This window comes from Umezawaea sp. (assembly GCF_036375055.1).
Lineage (GTDB): Bacteria > Actinomycetota > Actinomycetes > Mycobacteriales > Pseudonocardiaceae > Umezawaea.
Window position 1 is genome coordinate 11,021 of record NZ_DASUSQ010000065.1, and the last position, 16,655, is coordinate 27,675.

Below are 16,655 nucleotides of genomic sequence, written 5' to 3' on the forward strand. Positions count from 1 at the left end.
GTGCCCGTGCCCCTGTCCTCCCCGTCTCCGCTCAGCGGCGTCCCCGGCGTCGACGCCGCACTGCTGGCCGAACAGGCCGGGGCGTGCGACGAGACGATCGCCGCGCTGCCGCCGAAACCCGTGCGCTCACCGGAGGAGCAGCGGATCGCCGACGCCGCCCACCACCCGGTCCGGTGGTTGCGCGACCGCTTCCTGCTGCGGCACGGCAGGCGCGTGTACGAGTCCGCCACCGGCGGGTTCGAGCGGCGCCCCCGGCTGGCCCCGCTCGCGGCCGAGGTCGCCGACCTCTACCCCGGCCTGCTGCCCGGCCGCGCCCGGTTGGCGGAGGAGGACGGCCTGCCGCAGGCGCTCAAGGAAGGCCTGGCCATCGACCAGGGCATCTTCTTCCGCCGGGTGCTCGGCGACCCGGTGACCGGCGAGCACCTCGTGGACGCCATGCGCGCGCCGACCCAGCGGGCGCTGCACCTGCTGACCGCGTTCGAGTCGCTCGGGGAACTCGACCTCGGCACCGTCCACCTGGAACGCGTCGACGACGTCGCGCACGTGACCCTGCGCAACCTCGACTGCCTCAACGCCGAGACCAACGAGCTGACCGCGGACCTCGAAACGGCGGTGGACCTGGTCCTGCTGCACCAGGACGTCCGGGTCGGACTGCTGCGCGGCGCCGAGATGACGCACCCGCGCTACGAGGGGAAACGGGTGTTCAGCCCCGGCATCAACCTCAAGCACCTGCACGCGGGCCGCATCTCCTACACCGACTTCCTGCTCGGCAGGGAACTCGGCCTGCTGAGCAAGCTGCGGCGCGGCCTGCGGCCCGACGAGGGCGATCCGGGGTCCTGGCCGCACCTCGACGTCGCGAAGCCGTGGGTGGCCGCGGTCGACACGTTCGCGATCGGCGGTGGCATGCAGGTCCTGCTCGCCGTCGACCACGTGGTGGCCGCCGACGACGTGTACTTCAGCCTCCCGGCCGCCCAGGAGGGGATCGTGCCGGGGATGGCGAACCTGCGGCTGGCCGCGCTGTTCGGCGGACGGCTGACCAGGCAGGTGATCCTCGACGGCAGGCGCGTCCCCGCCCACGCCCCCGAGGCGCGGCTGCTGTGCGACGAGGTGGTCGCGCCGGAGCGGGTGGGCGAGGTCGCCGCGGCCGCGGCGAAGCGGCTGGCCTCCCCCGCCGTGGCGGTGAACCGCCGCATGATCGACCTCGCGGAGGAGCCGCCCGACCGGTTCCGCGCCTACGCGGCCGAGTTCGCGCTGGCGCAGGCGCTCAGGTTGCACAGCGCCGACGTGCTGGACAAGGTGCACCGCTTCAGCACGGCGGGACGTGCCGGGTGAAGCCGGTGCAGGCGCTGCTCCGGGTGCTGCGCGACGAGGGTGTGACGAAGGTCTTCGGCAACCCCGGCACCACCGAGCTGCCCTTCCTGGACGCGCTGGTCGACGCGCCCGACATCGAGTACGTGCTGGGCGTGCACGAGGGTTCGGTCGTCGCGATGGCCGACGGGTACGCCCGCGCCACGGGCAGGCCCGCGTTCGTCAGCCTGCACGTCGCGGCCGGGCTCGCCAACGGTCTGGTCGGGCTGCTCAACGCCTCCAGGTCGCGCACCCCGCTCGTGGTCACGGCGGGGCAGCAGGACCGCAGGCACCTCTCGCACGACCCGATGCTCTCCGGTGACCTCGTCGGCCTCGCGCGGGCGGCGGTCAAGCACACCTTCGACGTGCGGCACGCCCACGACCTGCCCGTCGCGCTGCGCCGGGCCTTCCGCCTCGCCGTCCAGCCCCCGGCCGGGCCGGTGTTCCTGTCGATCCCGATGGACCTGCTCGCCGAGGACGTGGAGGTGGTGCTGCCCGAGCGCTCCACCATCCGGCCGCCCGGTCCCGCGACGGGGGTGGGCGAGGCCGCCGACGTGCTCCGCGCGGCCCGCGAGCCCGCGATCGTGGCCGGTGACGGGGTCGGCCGGTCCGCGGCGGTCGCCGAACTGGTGGGGGTGGCGGAGGCGCTGGGCGCGGCCGTCTACCACCAGCCCTTCAACGACGGCATCGACTTCCCGACCGCGCACCCGCTCTACCGGGGTGCGCTCCCCGCGACCCACGCCGGGATCCGGGAGCGGCTGGAACCCCACGACGTCGTGTTCGTGGTCGGGTGCCACGCCTTCATGCCGCACCACTACACGCCGGGTTCGCCGATCCCGGCGGGCACGCGCGTGGTGCAGCTGGACGACGACCCGTCCGAGCCGGGGCGGAACTTCGCGGTGTCCCCCGGCATGGTCGGCGACATCCGCGCCACGATCGCCGAACTGGCGAAGGTCCTGCCGCGGAGCGGTCGCACGTACCACCGCGCCGACGAGTCCGAAGTGGACTTCGAGGTGCCGGACGTCCGGGCTCCGCTGGACCCGCTCGTCGCGGCGCGCGCGGTCGCGGCCGGGCTGACCGAGGACGCGGTGCTCGTCGAGGAGGCCATCACCACGGGGGTGCTGCTGCGCGGGGCCCTGCGGCAGTCGCGGCCGGGGTCGTACGTGCACACCGTCGGCGGCGGTCTCGGCTCCGGGATCGGCATGGCCGTCGGCACCCGCCTCGGTGATCCCACCCGGCCCGTCGTGGCCGTGCTGGGCGACGGGTGCGCCCTGTTCGGCGTGCACGGCCTGTGGAGCGCGGCCCGGTGCGGCGTCCCGGTGACGTTCGTGGTGATGAGCAACGGCGAGTACCGGACCCTCAAGGAGACCCTGGACTCCTGGGGCAGCCGCGCCAGCGAGGCGGGGCGCTACCTCGGGGTGGACCTGGGGCGGCTCGACTTCACCACGGCGGCCGACTTCTTCGGCGTGCCCGCCGTGCGCGTCGACTCGGCGAAGCAGCTGCACGAGATCGTCGCCACAGCGGGCGACCGGCACGGCCCGCTCCTCGTGGACGTGCCGATCACCGGACACCAGGAGCACCCGTGATCACCCCGCCCCCCATGGGTCCCGGCCTCTCCCCCGTCGTCGAGCCCGCCACCGGGGCCGTCCTGGGTGGTTTGCCGGTGCACGATCCCCGCGACGTCCGCCCGGTCGTGGCCGCAGCGGCCGTGGCGCAGTCCGACTGGGCGGCGACGCCCGCCGTGGAGCGGGCCGAGGTGCTCCGTCGTGCGGCGCTGGTGCTGCGGGAGCACCGCGCCGAGGTGGTCGAGTGGCTGGTGCGGGAGAGCGGGTCCGTGCGGGGCAAGGCGGAGCACGAGGTGGGGTCGGTGCTCGACGAGCTGTGGGTGGCCTCCGCGTTGCCGACCCAGCCCTACGGGCAACTGCTGCCCGACGCCGGGGGGCGGCACAGCTCCGCGCGCCGGGTGCCGCTCGGCGTGGTGGCCGTGATCAGCCCGTGGAACGTGCCGCTGCTGCTGGGCGCGCGGGCCGCGGTGCCCGCCATCGCCCTGGGCAACGCCGTGGTGCTCAAGCCCGACCCTCGCACGCGGGTGTGCGGCGGGCAGGTGCTCCTGGAGGTGTTCCGGGAGGCCGGTCTTCCCGAGGACGTGCTGCGCGTGGTCGACGGCGGGGCCGACGTGGGTCGTGCGCTGACCGTCGACCCCGAGGTGGCGATGGTGGCGTTCACGGGCTCCACGGAGGTGGGCAGGCACATCGGCGCCGAAGCGGGCCGCCTGCTCAAGCGCGCCTCGTTGGAGCTGGGCGGCAACAACGCCGTCGTGGTGCTCGACGACGTCGACCTGGAGGCGGCGGCCTCGGCGGCGGCCTGGGGCTCGTTCTTCCACCAGGGCCAGGTGTGCATGGCCGCTGGACGGCACATCGTGCTCGACTCGGTCGCCGACCGGTACCTGGAGCTCCTCTCCGAGCGGGCCGACGCGCTCGCGGTGGGTGACCCGTGGCGCGAGGACGTCGCGCTCGGGCCGCTGATCGACGAGGCGCAGGCGGCGCGCGTGGACCGGATCGTCGCCGAGTCGGTGGCCGCGGGCGCGAAGGTGCTGGCGGGCGGCACGCGGGACGGCCTGTTCTACCGGCCGACGGTGCTGGCCGACGTGACCGCGGACGCGCCCGCCTTCACCGAGGAGGTGTTCGGGCCGGTCGCCCCGGTGGTCGTGGTGGCCGACGAGGACGAGGCGGTGGCGGCGGCCAACAACACCGAGCACGGCCTGGTCGCGTCCGTCCTGACCGGATCGGTGCGGCGCGGCCTGGCACTGGCCGACCGGCTCGCCACGGGCATCGTGCACGTCAACGACCAGACGATCGAGGACGACGCCTACGTCCCGTTCGGCGGGTGGGGAGCCTCGGGCAACGGCAGCAGGCACGGAGCGGGCCGCAGTTGGGAGGAGTTCACCCGCTTGCAGTGGCTGACCGCGCGCGACCACGTCCAGCCGTCCCCGTTCTGACTCAGCGGCCCTCCCAGCGCGGCTCCCGCTTCTCCGCGAACGCGGCGGGCCCTTCCCGCGCGTCACGGCTGCGCGACCTGACCCGCTCCCAGGGGTAGTCGGCGGCGAAGGCCTCCTCCAGCGGCATCGTCACCGACCGCGTCGCGGCCTGCTTGACCGCCCGCACGGCCAGCGGCGCGGCCCGCAGCAGGTCCTCGACCCACCCGTCCACGCACGCGTCCAAGTCCTCGGCCGGGACCACGTCGTTGACCAGTCCCAGTTCCCACGCCCGCCGCGCGCTCATCGGCCGTCCGGTCAGCAGGTGTCCGAGCGCGACCCGGAACGGCGCCTGGCGGGCCAGCCGGAACACCCCGCCCGCACCCGCGATCAGCCCCAGCTTGGCCTCCGGCAGGGCGAACACCGCGTCGTCGGAGGCCACCACGACGTCGCAGGCCAGCGCCAGCTCGAACCCCCCGCCGTAGGCGTACCCGCGCACCTTGGCGACCACCGGCTTGGCCAGGTCGAACCGCTCGGTCAACCGCGGCCAGCCGGGTTTCCCCTCGCTGCCGAAGGAAGACGGCCCGACCTCCCCCGCGCTCTCCAGCGCCGCCAGCTCCTTGAGGTCCTGCCCGACCGAGAACGCCTGCTCACCGGCGCCGCTGACCACGGCGACCCACAGGTCGTCGTCGGCCTCGAAGTCGTCCCAGACCTCGGCGAGTTCCGCGTGCATCCGGCGGTTCATCGCGTTGAGCACGTGGGGCCGGTCGAGCACCACGTGCGCGACCCTCCCCCGCTTGTCGTAGCGGATCTCGGCGCGGTCGTCCCCCATGTCCCCACCGTACCGGACGGCTTCGCCACACCGTCCACAGTGGATTGATAACGCGGGTCGGCTCACGAACTTGACGGCGAGCGCACCCGGCACCGCCGCGACGACCGAGCTCAGGAACAGCGCGAAGCAGTTCGGCCCGGCGTCGCCGATCGCCAGCAGCACGGTGCCCACGACCGGGACCAGCAGCTGCGGGAACTGGTACGACAACGCGATCACGGCCAGGCCCGCTCCTGGCTCCGAGGTGGCGGGCAACACCTCGGTCAGCATCGCCAGGTCGACGGCGACGAACGCGCCCTGCCCCATCCCGGCGATGGCGATCGCCGGCACGAACACGGGCGGACCGTCGGCGAACAGGCTGACCAGCAGGCCACCGGCGGTCAACAACGCCGAGGTCCACACGATCAGTGAGGTTGTCCCCTTGATCCGGACACCCTGATCCCAGACAACGGTCCGGGGGAAGGGACAACCTCAGGTGGAGCGCATTCGGCAAGAAACGCGGCCGCAACGGAAAGATGACCGGTCCGCCGGTCCGCGACGACCTGGTCCGGCGTGACGTCACCGCCACCGCGCCGAACCGGCTGCGGCTGGCCAACATCACCGAACACCGCACCACAGAAGGAAAGCTGCATCTCTGCGCGGTCAAGGACGTCTGCTCCAACCGGATCGTCGGCTACTCCATCGACTCCGGATGAAGTCCCGCCTCGCCGTCACCGCGCTCACCAATGCCCTCGCCCGCCACGGCCTGACCGGCTCGATGGCTCCGGACCGCAATCGTGACCTGGATCGAGCGCACTTGCCACCGCCGCAGACGCCAAGCCGCTCGCGGCCGGTCGACCCCCATCGAATACGAAACAATCATGACCACGCCAGCCAGCCAAGCTGGCGTGACCACCACTGTCACCTACTCGTGCAGCAGACCCCTCGGTGTTCGCAAGAACGGTGAGATAGTGCTGAGGGCATGAGACGAAGGCACCTCATGCCTTGTTTTAGCCAGGCGTCCGGCGATCACGGTTGTCGATAGAGGCGATGGGGGTAGACGTTGTACGCGTTCTGTCGATACGGGGCCGCGTTGATGCTGGTCTTCTATGGGTTCGCGAAGCTCAACGGGTCGCAGTTCACGGTTCTGTCGTCCGAATTGGACAAGCCGATGGGTGATGTCTCAGGTTTCTGGCTGACCTGGCACTACTTCGACTTCTCGCCGGTTTTCGGCACGTTGGTCGCGCTGGTCCAGATCACTCTCGGGGTGCTGTTGTGCTGGCGCAAGACCACATTGGTGGCCGCGTGCGGCGGGCTGGGCGTGCTCGCCACGATCACGCTGATCGACCTGACCTACGGCGTCGACGCCAGCGGTACCGTGATGGCCGCGGCAACCACCGCCTGCCTGGGTTTCGTGGTGACCCGGCATCGTGCTGACCTCGTGCGCGCGCTCTGGACCGACCAGCGCTCCACCGACACACAAGGTGTGCGCGAGGTCATCGTGAGAGTGATCATCCAGGTCGCGGTGTTGGTCGCCGCGTTCGCCGGCACATACTGGATTGCCAATGAGAACAACCGTGCGCCGACACCGCTGGACGGCGCCTGGGAGGTCCGTACCGGGACCTACCAGCCAGTCGGCACTGTTCACCCGGTTGAGCGCCTGTACTTCGAGTACAACCGCGCCTACCTGGTGGTCTTCCGCTTCGGCGATCAATGGATCGAGCACCATTTCGAGGTTGACCCCGCACAGCGAGAGCTGCGGATATGGGACCAATGGCTCCGCAAGGACACACCCCTGTTGTTCAACGGTGCCTATGAGCTGACCGGCGATCGACTGGTGATCACCGGAACCTTTGATGACAACGCCTCCCCCGTTCGCCTCGAGCTCACTCGGCTCAGGAATCGCTGAAACGGATCCAAGCCACTGTTTTCGCATGTCAACGGCGCGCTCATGCCGTGAAGCGGCACGGCCAGGGCCGCCCGCCCTGCGCTGCATCGCAGCAAACGCCGCGACACGCCCGAGCGTCATGCTCCGTGAAGAGCAAAGTGTCACCCTGGGTTAGCAAACTGCTTTCGGGCTTGACGCAGACCTACTCGAAGATCATGCCGGTTAAGCCTGCATCCGCTGCCCCGGCCCGCGCTTGGATCCGCGGGCGCGGCCGAGGTCGGTCGAGATCATCGTCAACCTGGGTTGTGATCCTGGTGGCAGAACACCTGCGCGTCGGTGCCCTCGAAGATCATGTTGCTGATGCTCAGCCCAACCCGCCGTCCATCTCGAGCAGGTGCTCGCCCCGCAGAACGCGGTCGCCATCAATGGATTCTCTTCGGCCTGCACCGACGCAGAAGGTGGCGCCCCGACGAGGAGGAGAGGCGTGGCCCGCTCCTCGTCGCGGCAGTCTCGCTCTTACCTGGTTGGCAGGGCGATCACAGGACGAGCATGAGCTTGCCGCCGGGTCGGCGGGACTGGCTGAGCTCGGCCACCTCCTGGATCCGGTCGAGCGTGTAGGTGCGGGCGACCGGTACGACCAGGATGCCTTCGCCGGCGAGCCGGGCGAACTCGTCCATCTGGTCGTACCGGATCTCGGTGGTGATCCGGACGCCCAACTCGGCCGCGGCGGCGAAGTCCGAGACGGTGAGGACGCGGTCGGGATCCCCGGTCAGCTCGATCAGGGTCGGTAGCGAGCCGCCGGCCGGGCGACCTCAATGCGGTCGTGGTGCTGATGCTCCGACAGCAGACCGGCCACTGCCCGGACCGTGTCGGCCAAGGTCTCCCGACGACTGAGATGACGGGTCAGTGATCGCCAGTTCTTCAAATGAGCGATGCCGTGCTCGACACGGGTACGACGTGAGGAATGGTCCTTCCGTAGCCGCGTATGGATCTCCTCGTACCAGGCTGGTGGATTCCTACGGAACTCCCGGTAGGACGGGGTGCTCACATGCCCGGCCGTCACCGCCTCGGCCCGCAGGTCGACCGGCCCGCGGTCGGCGGCGGCGCCGGTCGGCCGCAGTCGGACGACCTCCACCACCGCGGCATCTTCCTCGTGGACATACAGGACTCAAGCTCGCGTCACGACGACGTGAAACGCCTGCATCGGGCCAAACTTGCGCAACAGCGAGTCCGACACAGTGCACATGGTGACCGAGACCATCTACGACAACGTGATACGGCACGGATACGGACGGATTGACCCCGGCTCGTACGAGCCACGCACGGTACCGGTCAAGAGCCGGAAATTGCGGACGTGGGTGTCGTGGCCTGATTTCTGGAGCCAGTTCTAGTTCTAACGATCGCTCGCTTGTACGTCTGAAGCGCCTACGAGGAACACCTGCCGCTACATCGGTGGGCGGTTCCAGGGTCAGCGTCATCGTCGTCGGGCCTGGTTCGCGGCCGGTGCGAGTGGTTCCGAGTGCCCTGGAGTGCCTCGGTGCCACAACTCGATCTTGTGCCTGGTGGTGCCCCTCTCTGGCCGGACGAAGCGACTCCTACCGCCTGCGGAGCGCAGCGCCGCACCTGCGGTCAAGACCGGTGGCGGCGGTCCTGTCCGCAGAGGTCGGGTGCGATGTTCGCCTTTGTTCGTTCACGTCTGCCGTTCGACCGTGAAGAACCGATCCGGACTACACCTGGTGGCGATCAGTCGGGAGAGCCGAGCAATCCGGAAAGAGGAAGCACACCATGCCGATCAGTGCACACCTGAGTCGACTGGGCATCACCGCGGCACTCGTGGTCGCGTCCGCTGTTCCGCTGGCGGGAAGCGCCATGGCCGCGTCCGACGCACAACCGCGGAGAGCGTTCGACTGCCAACTGCACCTCCAGGTCGCGGGCTACCCGCTCACCGAGCCCAGGGTGAACGCCTGCGCCACCGGAGCGGAAGGGAGTTGGCTCGACTGGCTCACCTGCTACGCGGGGCTGCTCGGATCCGGCGTCGACCAGCGCACCGCCGAACTCGCCTGCAACCTCTCGCAGGATTGAGCATTCCCGCACCGCGGATCCGCGAGTGTTTCCGGTCGGCACGGAACTGGCCCTCCCACGGCCAGTTCCGTGTCCGTGCGACGTCGCGCGCTGACCGGCGACCCGCGCGGGTGCGGGTGCGACAGGAGGAAGACGGCGTTTCGAGGTGCTGGTGGCTCTCTTGTCTCATGGCACGAACCGGCCGTGAGTGGTGTCGGGCTCCGGCGGCTGGTGGCCTGCGAAGCGGACCTCACCGGCCATCGAAGGATCACCGGGGATTGCGAACCCCTTGTGCACGGCGAGCGGCAGTAGTGCGGTGTGCGGGACCGGTGATCATCTGAAACCGCACTTGCGATGCGGAACCTGTTGCACACAGCAAGAACGAGGGCGTCGCACGTGACCGGACGCCCTCGCAACGACCACTTCTCCACGCCGTCGGGTCTGGCCGGGTGGAGCCAGGGCGGGACCGCCCGCCGGATCAACGCCCGCGCCCACCTCTACGACGCACGACAGAAGATCGACAACGGTGTGCGCCATGGCCCGCACGACCTCCGGGTCCGGGCTCTGGCCGGGCTGCGCGGGCAGGGCTGTCCGGTGCTGGACGCCGACGTCGCCCGGCTCCCGCCGTACGTGCGCCCCCGCGTCCGGGTCCACGGCCACCACACGGTCACCCTGCCCGACCTGAGCGGACGCACCTACCGGGCGCCGCGTGACCCGGACGCGGCGGACGAGCGGTAGCCGGTCCGCCGGCTACCGGTGGCCTCGGCCAGCCGGAGAGCACCTACCCCCGTCCGGCTTTCTCAGCTCCTGGCGTGCAAGCCGCCGGCGTGTGCGTGCCGCGAGGCCTGCCAGGTGGTGACCTACGGGACAGGCCTCAGATCCAGCGGATGACCTCGTCCGGGTCGGGGCGCCCGGCCGGGCGGAAATCCGTGCCCTTCGTGTACGCGACCGGCGTGAGCACGGCCTGCGCGACCGTTTCGTAGTCGAGTCCCAGGATGTCGGCCACGTCGCGTTCGCGGGCGAGGTGCATCGACGTCCACGCGGTGCCCAGCGCGCGGGCGCGGGCGGCCAGCATGAAGCTCCACGTGGCCGGGATGACGTTGCTCATGCCGGCGACCGCCCACTGCCGGTTGGGGCCTTCGTTGCAGGCCAGCACCAGTACCGGTGCGTCGCCCATGTGCTCGCCCAGGTGGTCGGCGGAGCTTGCCACCCGCTGCTGCACGGCGTCGCGGGCGTCGTCACCGGTGGGCTTGCCGGGATATCCCGGGGAGGCCTTGTACCCGGCGTACACCTCGCGGTAGACGTCTCCGACCGCCCGGCGTTTCGCCTCGTCGCGGATCACGACGAACCGCATGGTCACGATGTTCGAGCCCGACGGCGCCTGCAGGGCCATCGCCACGCACTCGCGGATCGCGTCGTCGGGCACCGGACGGGTGAAGTCGAGGCGCTTGCGGACCGCCCGCGTGGTGGAGAGCAGCTGGTCCGGGTCGAGATCGAGCAAGGTCATTCGGCCACCCTAGGGTCGAGGTTCATCGCGGTTGGGGGGTCTCGGTCGTGGTGGCGAGGGAGCGGTCCATGGCCGCGATGTACTGGGTGAGGGCGTGGCAGTGGTGCTCCAGCAGGGCGATGCGGTCGGTCATCCGGTCGCGCTCACGCACGAGCATCGCGCGCAGCTCAGGGTCGGGATCGGCGACAACGATCTCCTGGGGCTGGTTGAGGCACGGCAGCATGTCGCCGATGATGCGCGTGGGGATGCCGGAGTCGAGCAGGCCGCGGATCTTCTTCACCCGGTCCACCAAGTACTCGTCGTACTCTCGGTAGCCGTTCTGCTGCCGCCGCGGCGTGATGAGCCCCTGCTCTTCGTAGTAGCGCAGCATGCGCGTCGGGACCTCGGTGCGTTTCGCCAGCTCACCGATCTTCATGACCACCTCCCCAGCACCCGCGCAACGTTACAGCGATGTCAAGGTTGACGGGGTGTGAGTGACCCCTCGTCGCTCGGAATTGACATTCACATGATGTGAAGGTTGCACGATGGTCGCATGTCCCGGACCCGCAGTGCCGCTCTCGGGCGATTGCGGGTCCGCGATCACCCACACCTGGCCGCCCCCAGCCCAGTCGTCCTTCGTGCGTCGACTTGCCCGGCCCAGACCTGGCTCCCGCGCCCGCCGACGGTTCGCGGACGTCGCACCGATCGATCTTTCCCTTCCGACCTCCCGAGACAGCGAGCACGCACATGAGCAACCCCGCGGAATTCGACCTCGCCGCGCCGGAACCGGCGGTCCACTCCGGCGACCGGCTCCCTCCGGGCGTCGCCTTGATCATCGGGATCCTGATCGTCTCGACATTCATCGTCTTCCTCAACGAACTGCTCCTGGGAGTCGCGCTCCCGACGCTGATCGCCGACTTCGGGGTCACCCCGAGCACCGGGCAGTGGGTCACGACCGGATTCCTGCTGACCATGGCCGTGCTGATCCCGGCCAGCAGTTTCGTGATGCGACGGTTCCCCGTGCGAACGGTCTTCCTGGTCGCGCTGTCGCTGTTCATCGCCGGGACGGCGCTCGCCGCGATCGCCCCGACGTTCGGCGTCCTGGTGACCGGCCGGATCGTCCAGGCCTCCGGCACCGCCGTCTTCCTGCCCCTGTTGATGACCACGACCATGCGCCTGGTCCCGGCCGGTCGCCGCGGTCAGATGATGGCGATCACCACGGCCGTCCCGGCCGTGGCACCGGCGGTCGGGCCGGCACTGTCGGGTCTCGTGCTCTCCACACTGAGCTGGCGCTGGCTGTTCATCCTGGTGCTGCCGATCGCGGTTGCCGCCCTGGCTCTGGGCGCGTGGAAGTTGCGCAACACCACCACCCCGGAGCCGGTGGCCCTGGACGTGCCGTCGCTGCTGCTGTCCGCGCTCGGGTTCGGCGGCCTGGTCTACGGACTCTCCCTGATCGGCGAGGCGTCCTCCGGGCACACCCCGATCCCTCCCTACCTGCCGGTCGCGGTGGGGCTGGTGGGCCTGGTGGCGTTCGTCCTGCGGCAGATTCCCCTGCAACGTCGCGACAGCGCGTTCCTGGACATGCGGATCTTCCTACGAGGGTCGTTCACCGCACCTCTGGTGGTGATGCTCTTCGTCGCGGGCAACGGCATCGGCCTGCTGGTCGTGCTCCCGCTGGTGCTGACCCACGTCACCGGGCTGAGCACCCTGCAACTCGGGCTCTTCCTGATCCCGGGCGGGGCGGCGATCTCGATCGTGGCGGCTGCGAGCGGCCGGGTGCACGACCGCTTCGGCCCACGCCCGTTGATGATCCCCGCTGCACTCGTCTGGCTGGCCGTCCTGTGGTTCTTCAGCCGGGTCGACGAGAGCACGAGCGTGGTCACGCTGATCGTCGCGTGGCTGGTGTTCACCAGCGCGCAGGCCGCGATGTGGGCCACGCTCACGACGAGTGCGATGGGCGGCCTGCGCCCCGAGCTCTACCCCCACGGCGCCTCGGCCTTCGCCACGGCCCAGCAGCTCGCCGGTGCCGCCTTCGGTGCGGTGTTCGTCTCCGCCTACACCATCGGTTCCGGTGCCCGCGACGCCGGCGTGCTCAGCACCGCCCAGGCCACGTCCGCCGGACACGCCGCCTTCCTGACCGCCGGGGCCATCGGCCTGCTCGTGCTGGTGGGCGCCTTCTTCATCCGTCGGACACCGGATCCGGCCGCCGACGGTCCGGTCCCGACCGCACCGGTTGGTGGCGAGACGGCCACCGAGGCAGCGGTCAGCGAGACGGTGGCCCGGTGACCACGACGGACAAGCAGCTCAGCAACGCGGCACCTACCCCACCGATACCCCACCGAGTACCCGGGCACGACCTTGCGCACGAACCTCGACGTGCCCCACCAGTACGGACTCGACCCACGCATCACCGGCACCGAGCAGTGACCGGACCCAGGTGATCGCCGCAGGTACGAGACGACCGTTTTGCGTGCCGCGCCCGAGGCGCGCATGAACGACCCGCAGCACATCACCCAGGAGGAGAACTTCATGAAGATCGGCATCATGGGAGCCGGCAGCATCGGCAGCGTGCTGGCCCAGCGGCTGAGCGCCCACGGCCACCACGTCGAGATCGCGAACTCGCGCGGTCCCGAGACGATCCCCGCCGACGTCCTCGCCACCGGCGCCAGGGCGGTGCAGGCGGCCGACGTCGCCGCGGACGTGGACGTCCTCATCACCTCGGTCCCCCTCATCCGGGTGCCCGACCTCAAGCCGCTGCTGACCGGCCTGCCCGCTGACGCCGTCGTCATCGACACCTCGAACTACTACCCGACCCGCGACGGGCACATCGCGGCCCTCGATCGCGGGCAGGTGGAAAGCCGCTGGGTCGAGGAGCACCTCGGCCGGCGCGTCGTCAAGGCGTGGAACGCCATCACGGCACAGTCCTTCGTCGCCTACGCGAACCCGAGCGGCACCCCCGGCCGGATCGCGATCCCCGTCGCCGCGGACGATGACGACGACCGGGCCCTGGGCATGTCGCTGGTCGAGCAGACGGGCTTCGACGGCTTCGACGCCGGCACCATCACCGACTCGTGGCGCCAGCAGCCGGGCAGCCCCGTCTACTGCACCGACCTCACCGCCGAACAGATGCCCGCCGCGCTCGGCAAGGCCATCGCCGAACGCTCCCCGAAACGCCGGGACCTGGCGATGCACGTCATCGCCGAACTGATGGGCGACCCCACCAGCGACCTCGGCAAGGACTTCCTGGTCCGGGTCAACCGCCTCATCCACAACTGACCCACGCTCCGGCCTGCGCCCGCCCGGCCACCTCGACGTTGCTGCGGCCGGGCGCAGTGTCGTGACGACGTGAGGCTGTCGACATGACCGGCAGCACAAACCTGAGCGCATCGGCTCCGGCAGCCGACAGCGCACCCCGGCGCCGACGGCAGATCCTGCTGGAGTGGCCCTTCCCACCCTGGTCGACGACCTCGGCGTCACTTCCACCACCGCACCATGGCCCACCGTTTACCCGCTGGCACTCGCGATCCTCATCGGCCACTGGCTTCCTCGTGCGGAAGCTCCACCCCCGCACGATCTTCCTCAGCTCGGTGTCGCTGTTCACCGGCCGCATCTTTCAGGCGGTCGGCCCCGCGCTCTCCGGGTAGAACGACGGGACCATCACCCGCCCGCCGGGAGCGGGAGCCAGGTCGTCGAGCTGGGCCCGGCGCTGCTCGTACGGCGCGGCCAGCAGGGAGTCGCCGACGAACTGGAGCAGGTAAGGCGGAGAAGTGCACCGGCACCTGCGCGGCGAGCCGGGTGGTGGCGGTGCGGTGGCACCGCGGGCGACCGAACTCGGGGCGGGGGCGATCGGGTCATGGGTCCACGGTGTCCAGGTAGCGGTGCAGGGCCGCGGCGCCTGCCAGCATCGCTCGGGAGCGGGTGTCGAGGGCGCGGCGGCGGTCGGCGAGGGCTCGGGTGATCCTGGCCGGGTCGCGGGTGTCGCGGAGTTCGTCGAGCAGCAGGCGGATGTCGGCGATGGTGTGGCCCGCTCGGCGGAGTTGGCCGACCAGGTGGGCGTCGCGGACGTCGGCCGGGGCGTAGACCCGGTGGCCCTGGTGGTCGCGGGTGGTGCGCAGCAGGCCTTCCCGTTCCCAGCGGCGGACCGTCGCGGGTTGCAGGCCGAGGCGGTGGGCCAGGGGGCCGATCGAGATCGGGCCGCCGTCCCACGACTGGACGGTGAGGTCTCGCAGCGTGGTTTCCACCGCGTCGACGGTGGCGCGTGCCGAGACGAGGCCCGCGTGGCTGCGGTCGATCAGGTCGAGCGCGTCGTCCTGCCTGCCCTCGTTGACCGCGACCATGATCGCGGAAGCCGTCGCGTGGCCGTGACCGGGCGCCAAGGCCAGGAACGCGGCCAGGGCCTGTGCGTGACGCCGGGTGTAGCGGCGGTGGCCCGAGTCGGTGCGGTCGGCGGGCGGCAGCAGGCCCGACTCCTCGTAGTTGCGCACCGCCTGGCTCGACAGCCCGTGGCCTCGCGCGAGGTCGATCGGTCGCATTGCTCCCCCGGTTGAAGGTTTGTCGGAGCCCACCTGCGGAAAGCGGCTCGAAGGTTCACACGAATGTTCAACGATACGGTTGAGCTGGTCAATCGCAGACCGGAAGGACCGATGATGACCGGCGGCATCCCCACACCACTGATCAGCGCGGGCGGCGACGACCGCCAGACGATCGGCGAGACCATCGCCGCGCAGGTCGCCCACCTGCCGCACCGGCCGAGGCTGATCGGACTCGGCGAGCCCACGCACGGCGAGGACGAGTTCGGCCGTCTCCGCAACGCCGTCTTCGCCGCGCTCGTCGACCGGGCGGGCTTCACCACGGTCGCCCTGGAGACCAGCGCCTGGCACGCCCGCGTCGTCGACGCCTACGTCAGGGGCGGCGAGGGCGACGAGGACGAGGTCATGGCGACCGGCTTCACCCACGACTTCGGCGCGTCGCCCGCCAACCGGGCGCTGGTCCGCTGGGTGCGCGAGCGCAACCGGCACCGCCCGCGCGCCGAGCACCTGCGGTTCACCGGTTTCGACGCACCCGTCGAGATGGCCGCGGCCCCCAGTCCGCGATCGGCGCTCCAGGTGCTGCACGACTTCCTGAGCGGCTACTTCGACCTCCCGGCGTGGGAGACCGTCGACCGGCTGCTCGGCGCCGACGAACTCTGGGAGGAACCGGCCGCGGCCCGCGACCCCGCCCGGTCGATCGGCGCCGACCCGCGCGTCCACGCGCTGCGCGCGCTCACCGACGACCTGCGCTGGACCCTCGCGGGCGACCTCCCGCGCCTGCGCGACGACACCAGCCCCCACACCATCGAGGACGTCCAACTCGCGGCCCGCACCGCCGCGGGCCTGCTCGCCTACCACGCGGCCATGGCGCGGGACACCGAGAACCGCTGGCAACGCCTCGCCGCCATCCGCGACACGATGATGGCCGAGAACCTCCAGGTGCTGGCCGACCGCGGCCCGACCTTCGCGTTCGCGCACAACCAGCACCTGCGCACCGGCTCCACCTCGACGCCGTTCGACACGACGACGCTGCGCTGGCAACCCGCGGGTGCCCTCCTGGCCGACCGCATGGGCGAGGACTACCGCGTGATCGCCTGCGCCCTCGGCGAAGCCACCCACCTCGACCTCCCCGCACCCCCGCCGGACACCGTCGAAGGCGCGCTCCACGAGGCCCTGTCGCCGGGCATCCACCTCCTGTCCGCGCCTGAGCTGCTGCCCCTGCAACAGCGGAGCGTGCCCCGGAAGAGCCCGACCTACCGCTTCTTCCCGATCGACGAGACGTTGCTCGGTCAGGTGGACCAGGTGTTGTTCCTGCCCACCATCACGGGTGAGGGGGATGCGGCGGGGTGGTGGGCTCAGGGAGCCGGTGGAGGAGGACAGGATTCCGCTGTGGGATAGCCGCAGCGGTGAGAGTCGGGTGGGCTGGTGCGGCGGGTGGGGTGGTCTGGCGGGCGGGGTGGTGCGCCGGGCGACGCGTGGCACGTCGGGCGGGGTGGTGCGCCGGGTGCGCTGACGCGCCAAGTGGGTTGGTGCGTCGGGCGGGTGGTGCGCCAAGTGGGTGG

General features: G+C 70.8%; 15 protein-coding genes and 1 pseudogene. 10 read left to right on the forward strand and 6 right to left on the reverse strand.

Features of this window, described 5'->3' with window-relative positions:
* The first annotated feature begins 6 nt into the window (after positions 1–6).
* Genes dpgC through VFZ92_RS18375 form a run of 3 tightly spaced genes read left to right on the forward strand, consistent with a single transcriptional unit; the run spans position 7 to position 4,345 of the window.
* Positions 7–1,332 (forward strand): (3,5-dihydroxyphenyl)acetyl-CoA 1,2-dioxygenase DpgC, encoded by a 1,326-nt coding sequence (gene dpgC, locus VFZ92_RS18365; protein WP_330877177.1) that lies wholly within the window; start codon positions 7–9, stop codon positions 1,330–1,332.
* Positions 1,329–2,933 (forward strand): thiamine pyrophosphate-binding protein, encoded by a 1,605-nt coding sequence (locus VFZ92_RS18370; protein WP_330877178.1) that lies wholly within the window; start codon positions 1,329–1,331, stop codon positions 2,931–2,933. The genes dpgC and VFZ92_RS18370 overlap by 4 nt, the downstream gene beginning before the upstream one ends.
* Positions 2,930–4,345 carry an aldehyde dehydrogenase family protein gene (locus VFZ92_RS18375; protein WP_330877179.1) on the forward strand — a complete coding sequence of 472 codons (1,416 nt, stop codon included), beginning with the start codon at positions 2,930–2,932 and terminating at the stop codon, positions 4,343–4,345. Before VFZ92_RS18370 ends, VFZ92_RS18375 begins: the two co-directional genes overlap by 4 nt.
* A 1-nt stretch (position 4,346) precedes the next feature.
* On the opposite strand, the gene dpgD is transcribed toward VFZ92_RS18375, so the two are convergent.
* Positions 4,347–5,552 carry an enoyl-CoA-hydratase DpgD gene (gene dpgD, locus VFZ92_RS18380; RefSeq protein WP_330877180.1) on the reverse strand — a complete coding sequence of 402 codons (1,206 nt, stop codon included), beginning with the start codon at positions 5,550–5,552 and terminating at the stop codon, positions 4,347–4,349.
* 74 nt (positions 5,553–5,626) lie between these two features.
* Between dpgD and VFZ92_RS18385 the strand changes: the two are divergent.
* Positions 5,627–6,034: pseudogene (locus tag VFZ92_RS18385) on the forward strand (IS3 family transposase); the annotation flags it as partial.
* 188 nt (positions 6,035–6,222) lie between these two features.
* Positions 6,223–7,038 carry a hypothetical protein gene (locus VFZ92_RS18390; protein WP_330877181.1) on the forward strand — a complete coding sequence of 272 codons (816 nt, stop codon included), beginning with the start codon at positions 6,223–6,225 and terminating at the stop codon, positions 7,036–7,038.
* 515 nt (positions 7,039–7,553) lie between these two features.
* Here VFZ92_RS18390 and VFZ92_RS18395 read toward each other — a convergent pair.
* Together VFZ92_RS18395 and VFZ92_RS18400 are read right to left on the reverse strand one after the other, a co-directional pair.
* Positions 7,554–7,733: a hypothetical protein gene (locus tag VFZ92_RS18395; protein ID WP_330877182.1), complete on the reverse strand. Its 180-nt coding sequence runs from the start codon at positions 7,731–7,733 to the stop codon at positions 7,554–7,556.
* A 62-nt stretch (positions 7,734–7,795) separates the two neighbouring features.
* Positions 7,796–8,155, reverse strand: a complete 360-nt coding sequence (locus VFZ92_RS18400; RefSeq protein ID WP_330877183.1) for a hypothetical protein — start codon at positions 8,153–8,155, stop codon at positions 7,796–7,798.
* Between the two features lie 647 nt (positions 8,156–8,802).
* Between VFZ92_RS18400 and VFZ92_RS18405 the strand changes: the two genes are divergently transcribed.
* Positions 8,803–9,099 (forward strand): hypothetical protein, encoded by a 297-nt coding sequence (locus VFZ92_RS18405; protein WP_330877184.1) that lies wholly within the window; start codon positions 8,803–8,805, stop codon positions 9,097–9,099.
* A gap of 375 nt (positions 9,100–9,474) precedes the next feature.
* A complete protein-coding gene (locus tag VFZ92_RS18410; RefSeq protein ID WP_330877185.1) occupies positions 9,475–9,816 on the forward strand; it encodes a hypothetical protein in 342 nt (113 codons plus the stop codon).
* 136 nt (positions 9,817–9,952) lie between these two features.
* Here VFZ92_RS18410 and VFZ92_RS18415 read toward each other — a convergent pair whose 3' ends face one another.
* Positions 9,953–10,585 (reverse strand): nitroreductase family protein, encoded by a 633-nt coding sequence (locus tag VFZ92_RS18415; protein ID WP_330877186.1) that lies wholly within the window; start codon positions 10,583–10,585, stop codon positions 9,953–9,955.
* A gap of 22 nt (positions 10,586–10,607) precedes the next feature.
* Positions 10,608–11,000, reverse strand: a complete 393-nt coding sequence (locus VFZ92_RS18420) for a MerR family transcriptional regulator (RefSeq protein WP_330877187.1) — start codon at positions 10,998–11,000, stop codon at positions 10,608–10,610.
* Positions 11,001–11,311: 311 nt separating this feature from the next.
* Between VFZ92_RS18420 and VFZ92_RS18425 the strand changes: the two genes are divergently transcribed.
* Together VFZ92_RS18425 and VFZ92_RS18430 are read left to right on the forward strand one after the other, a co-directional pair.
* Positions 11,312–12,850, forward strand: a complete 1,539-nt coding sequence (locus VFZ92_RS18425; protein ID WP_330877188.1) for an MFS transporter — start codon at positions 11,312–11,314, stop codon at positions 12,848–12,850.
* A 204-nt stretch (positions 12,851–13,054) separates the two neighbouring features.
* A complete protein-coding gene (locus tag VFZ92_RS18430; protein ID WP_330877189.1) occupies positions 13,055–13,840 on the forward strand; it encodes an NADPH-dependent F420 reductase in 786 nt (261 codons plus the stop codon).
* 575 nt (positions 13,841–14,415) lie between these two features.
* Here VFZ92_RS18430 and VFZ92_RS18435 read toward each other — a convergent pair.
* A complete protein-coding gene (locus VFZ92_RS18435; protein ID WP_330877190.1) occupies positions 14,416–15,096 on the reverse strand; it encodes a MerR family transcriptional regulator in 681 nt (226 codons plus the stop codon).
* A gap of 114 nt (positions 15,097–15,210) precedes the next feature.
* On the opposite strand from VFZ92_RS18435, the gene VFZ92_RS18440 reads away from it, so the two are divergent.
* Positions 15,211–16,491 carry an erythromycin esterase family protein gene (locus tag VFZ92_RS18440; protein WP_330877191.1) on the forward strand — a complete coding sequence of 427 codons (1,281 nt, stop codon included), beginning with the start codon at positions 15,211–15,213 and terminating at the stop codon, positions 16,489–16,491.
* Positions 16,492–16,655: the final 164 nt, after the last annotated feature.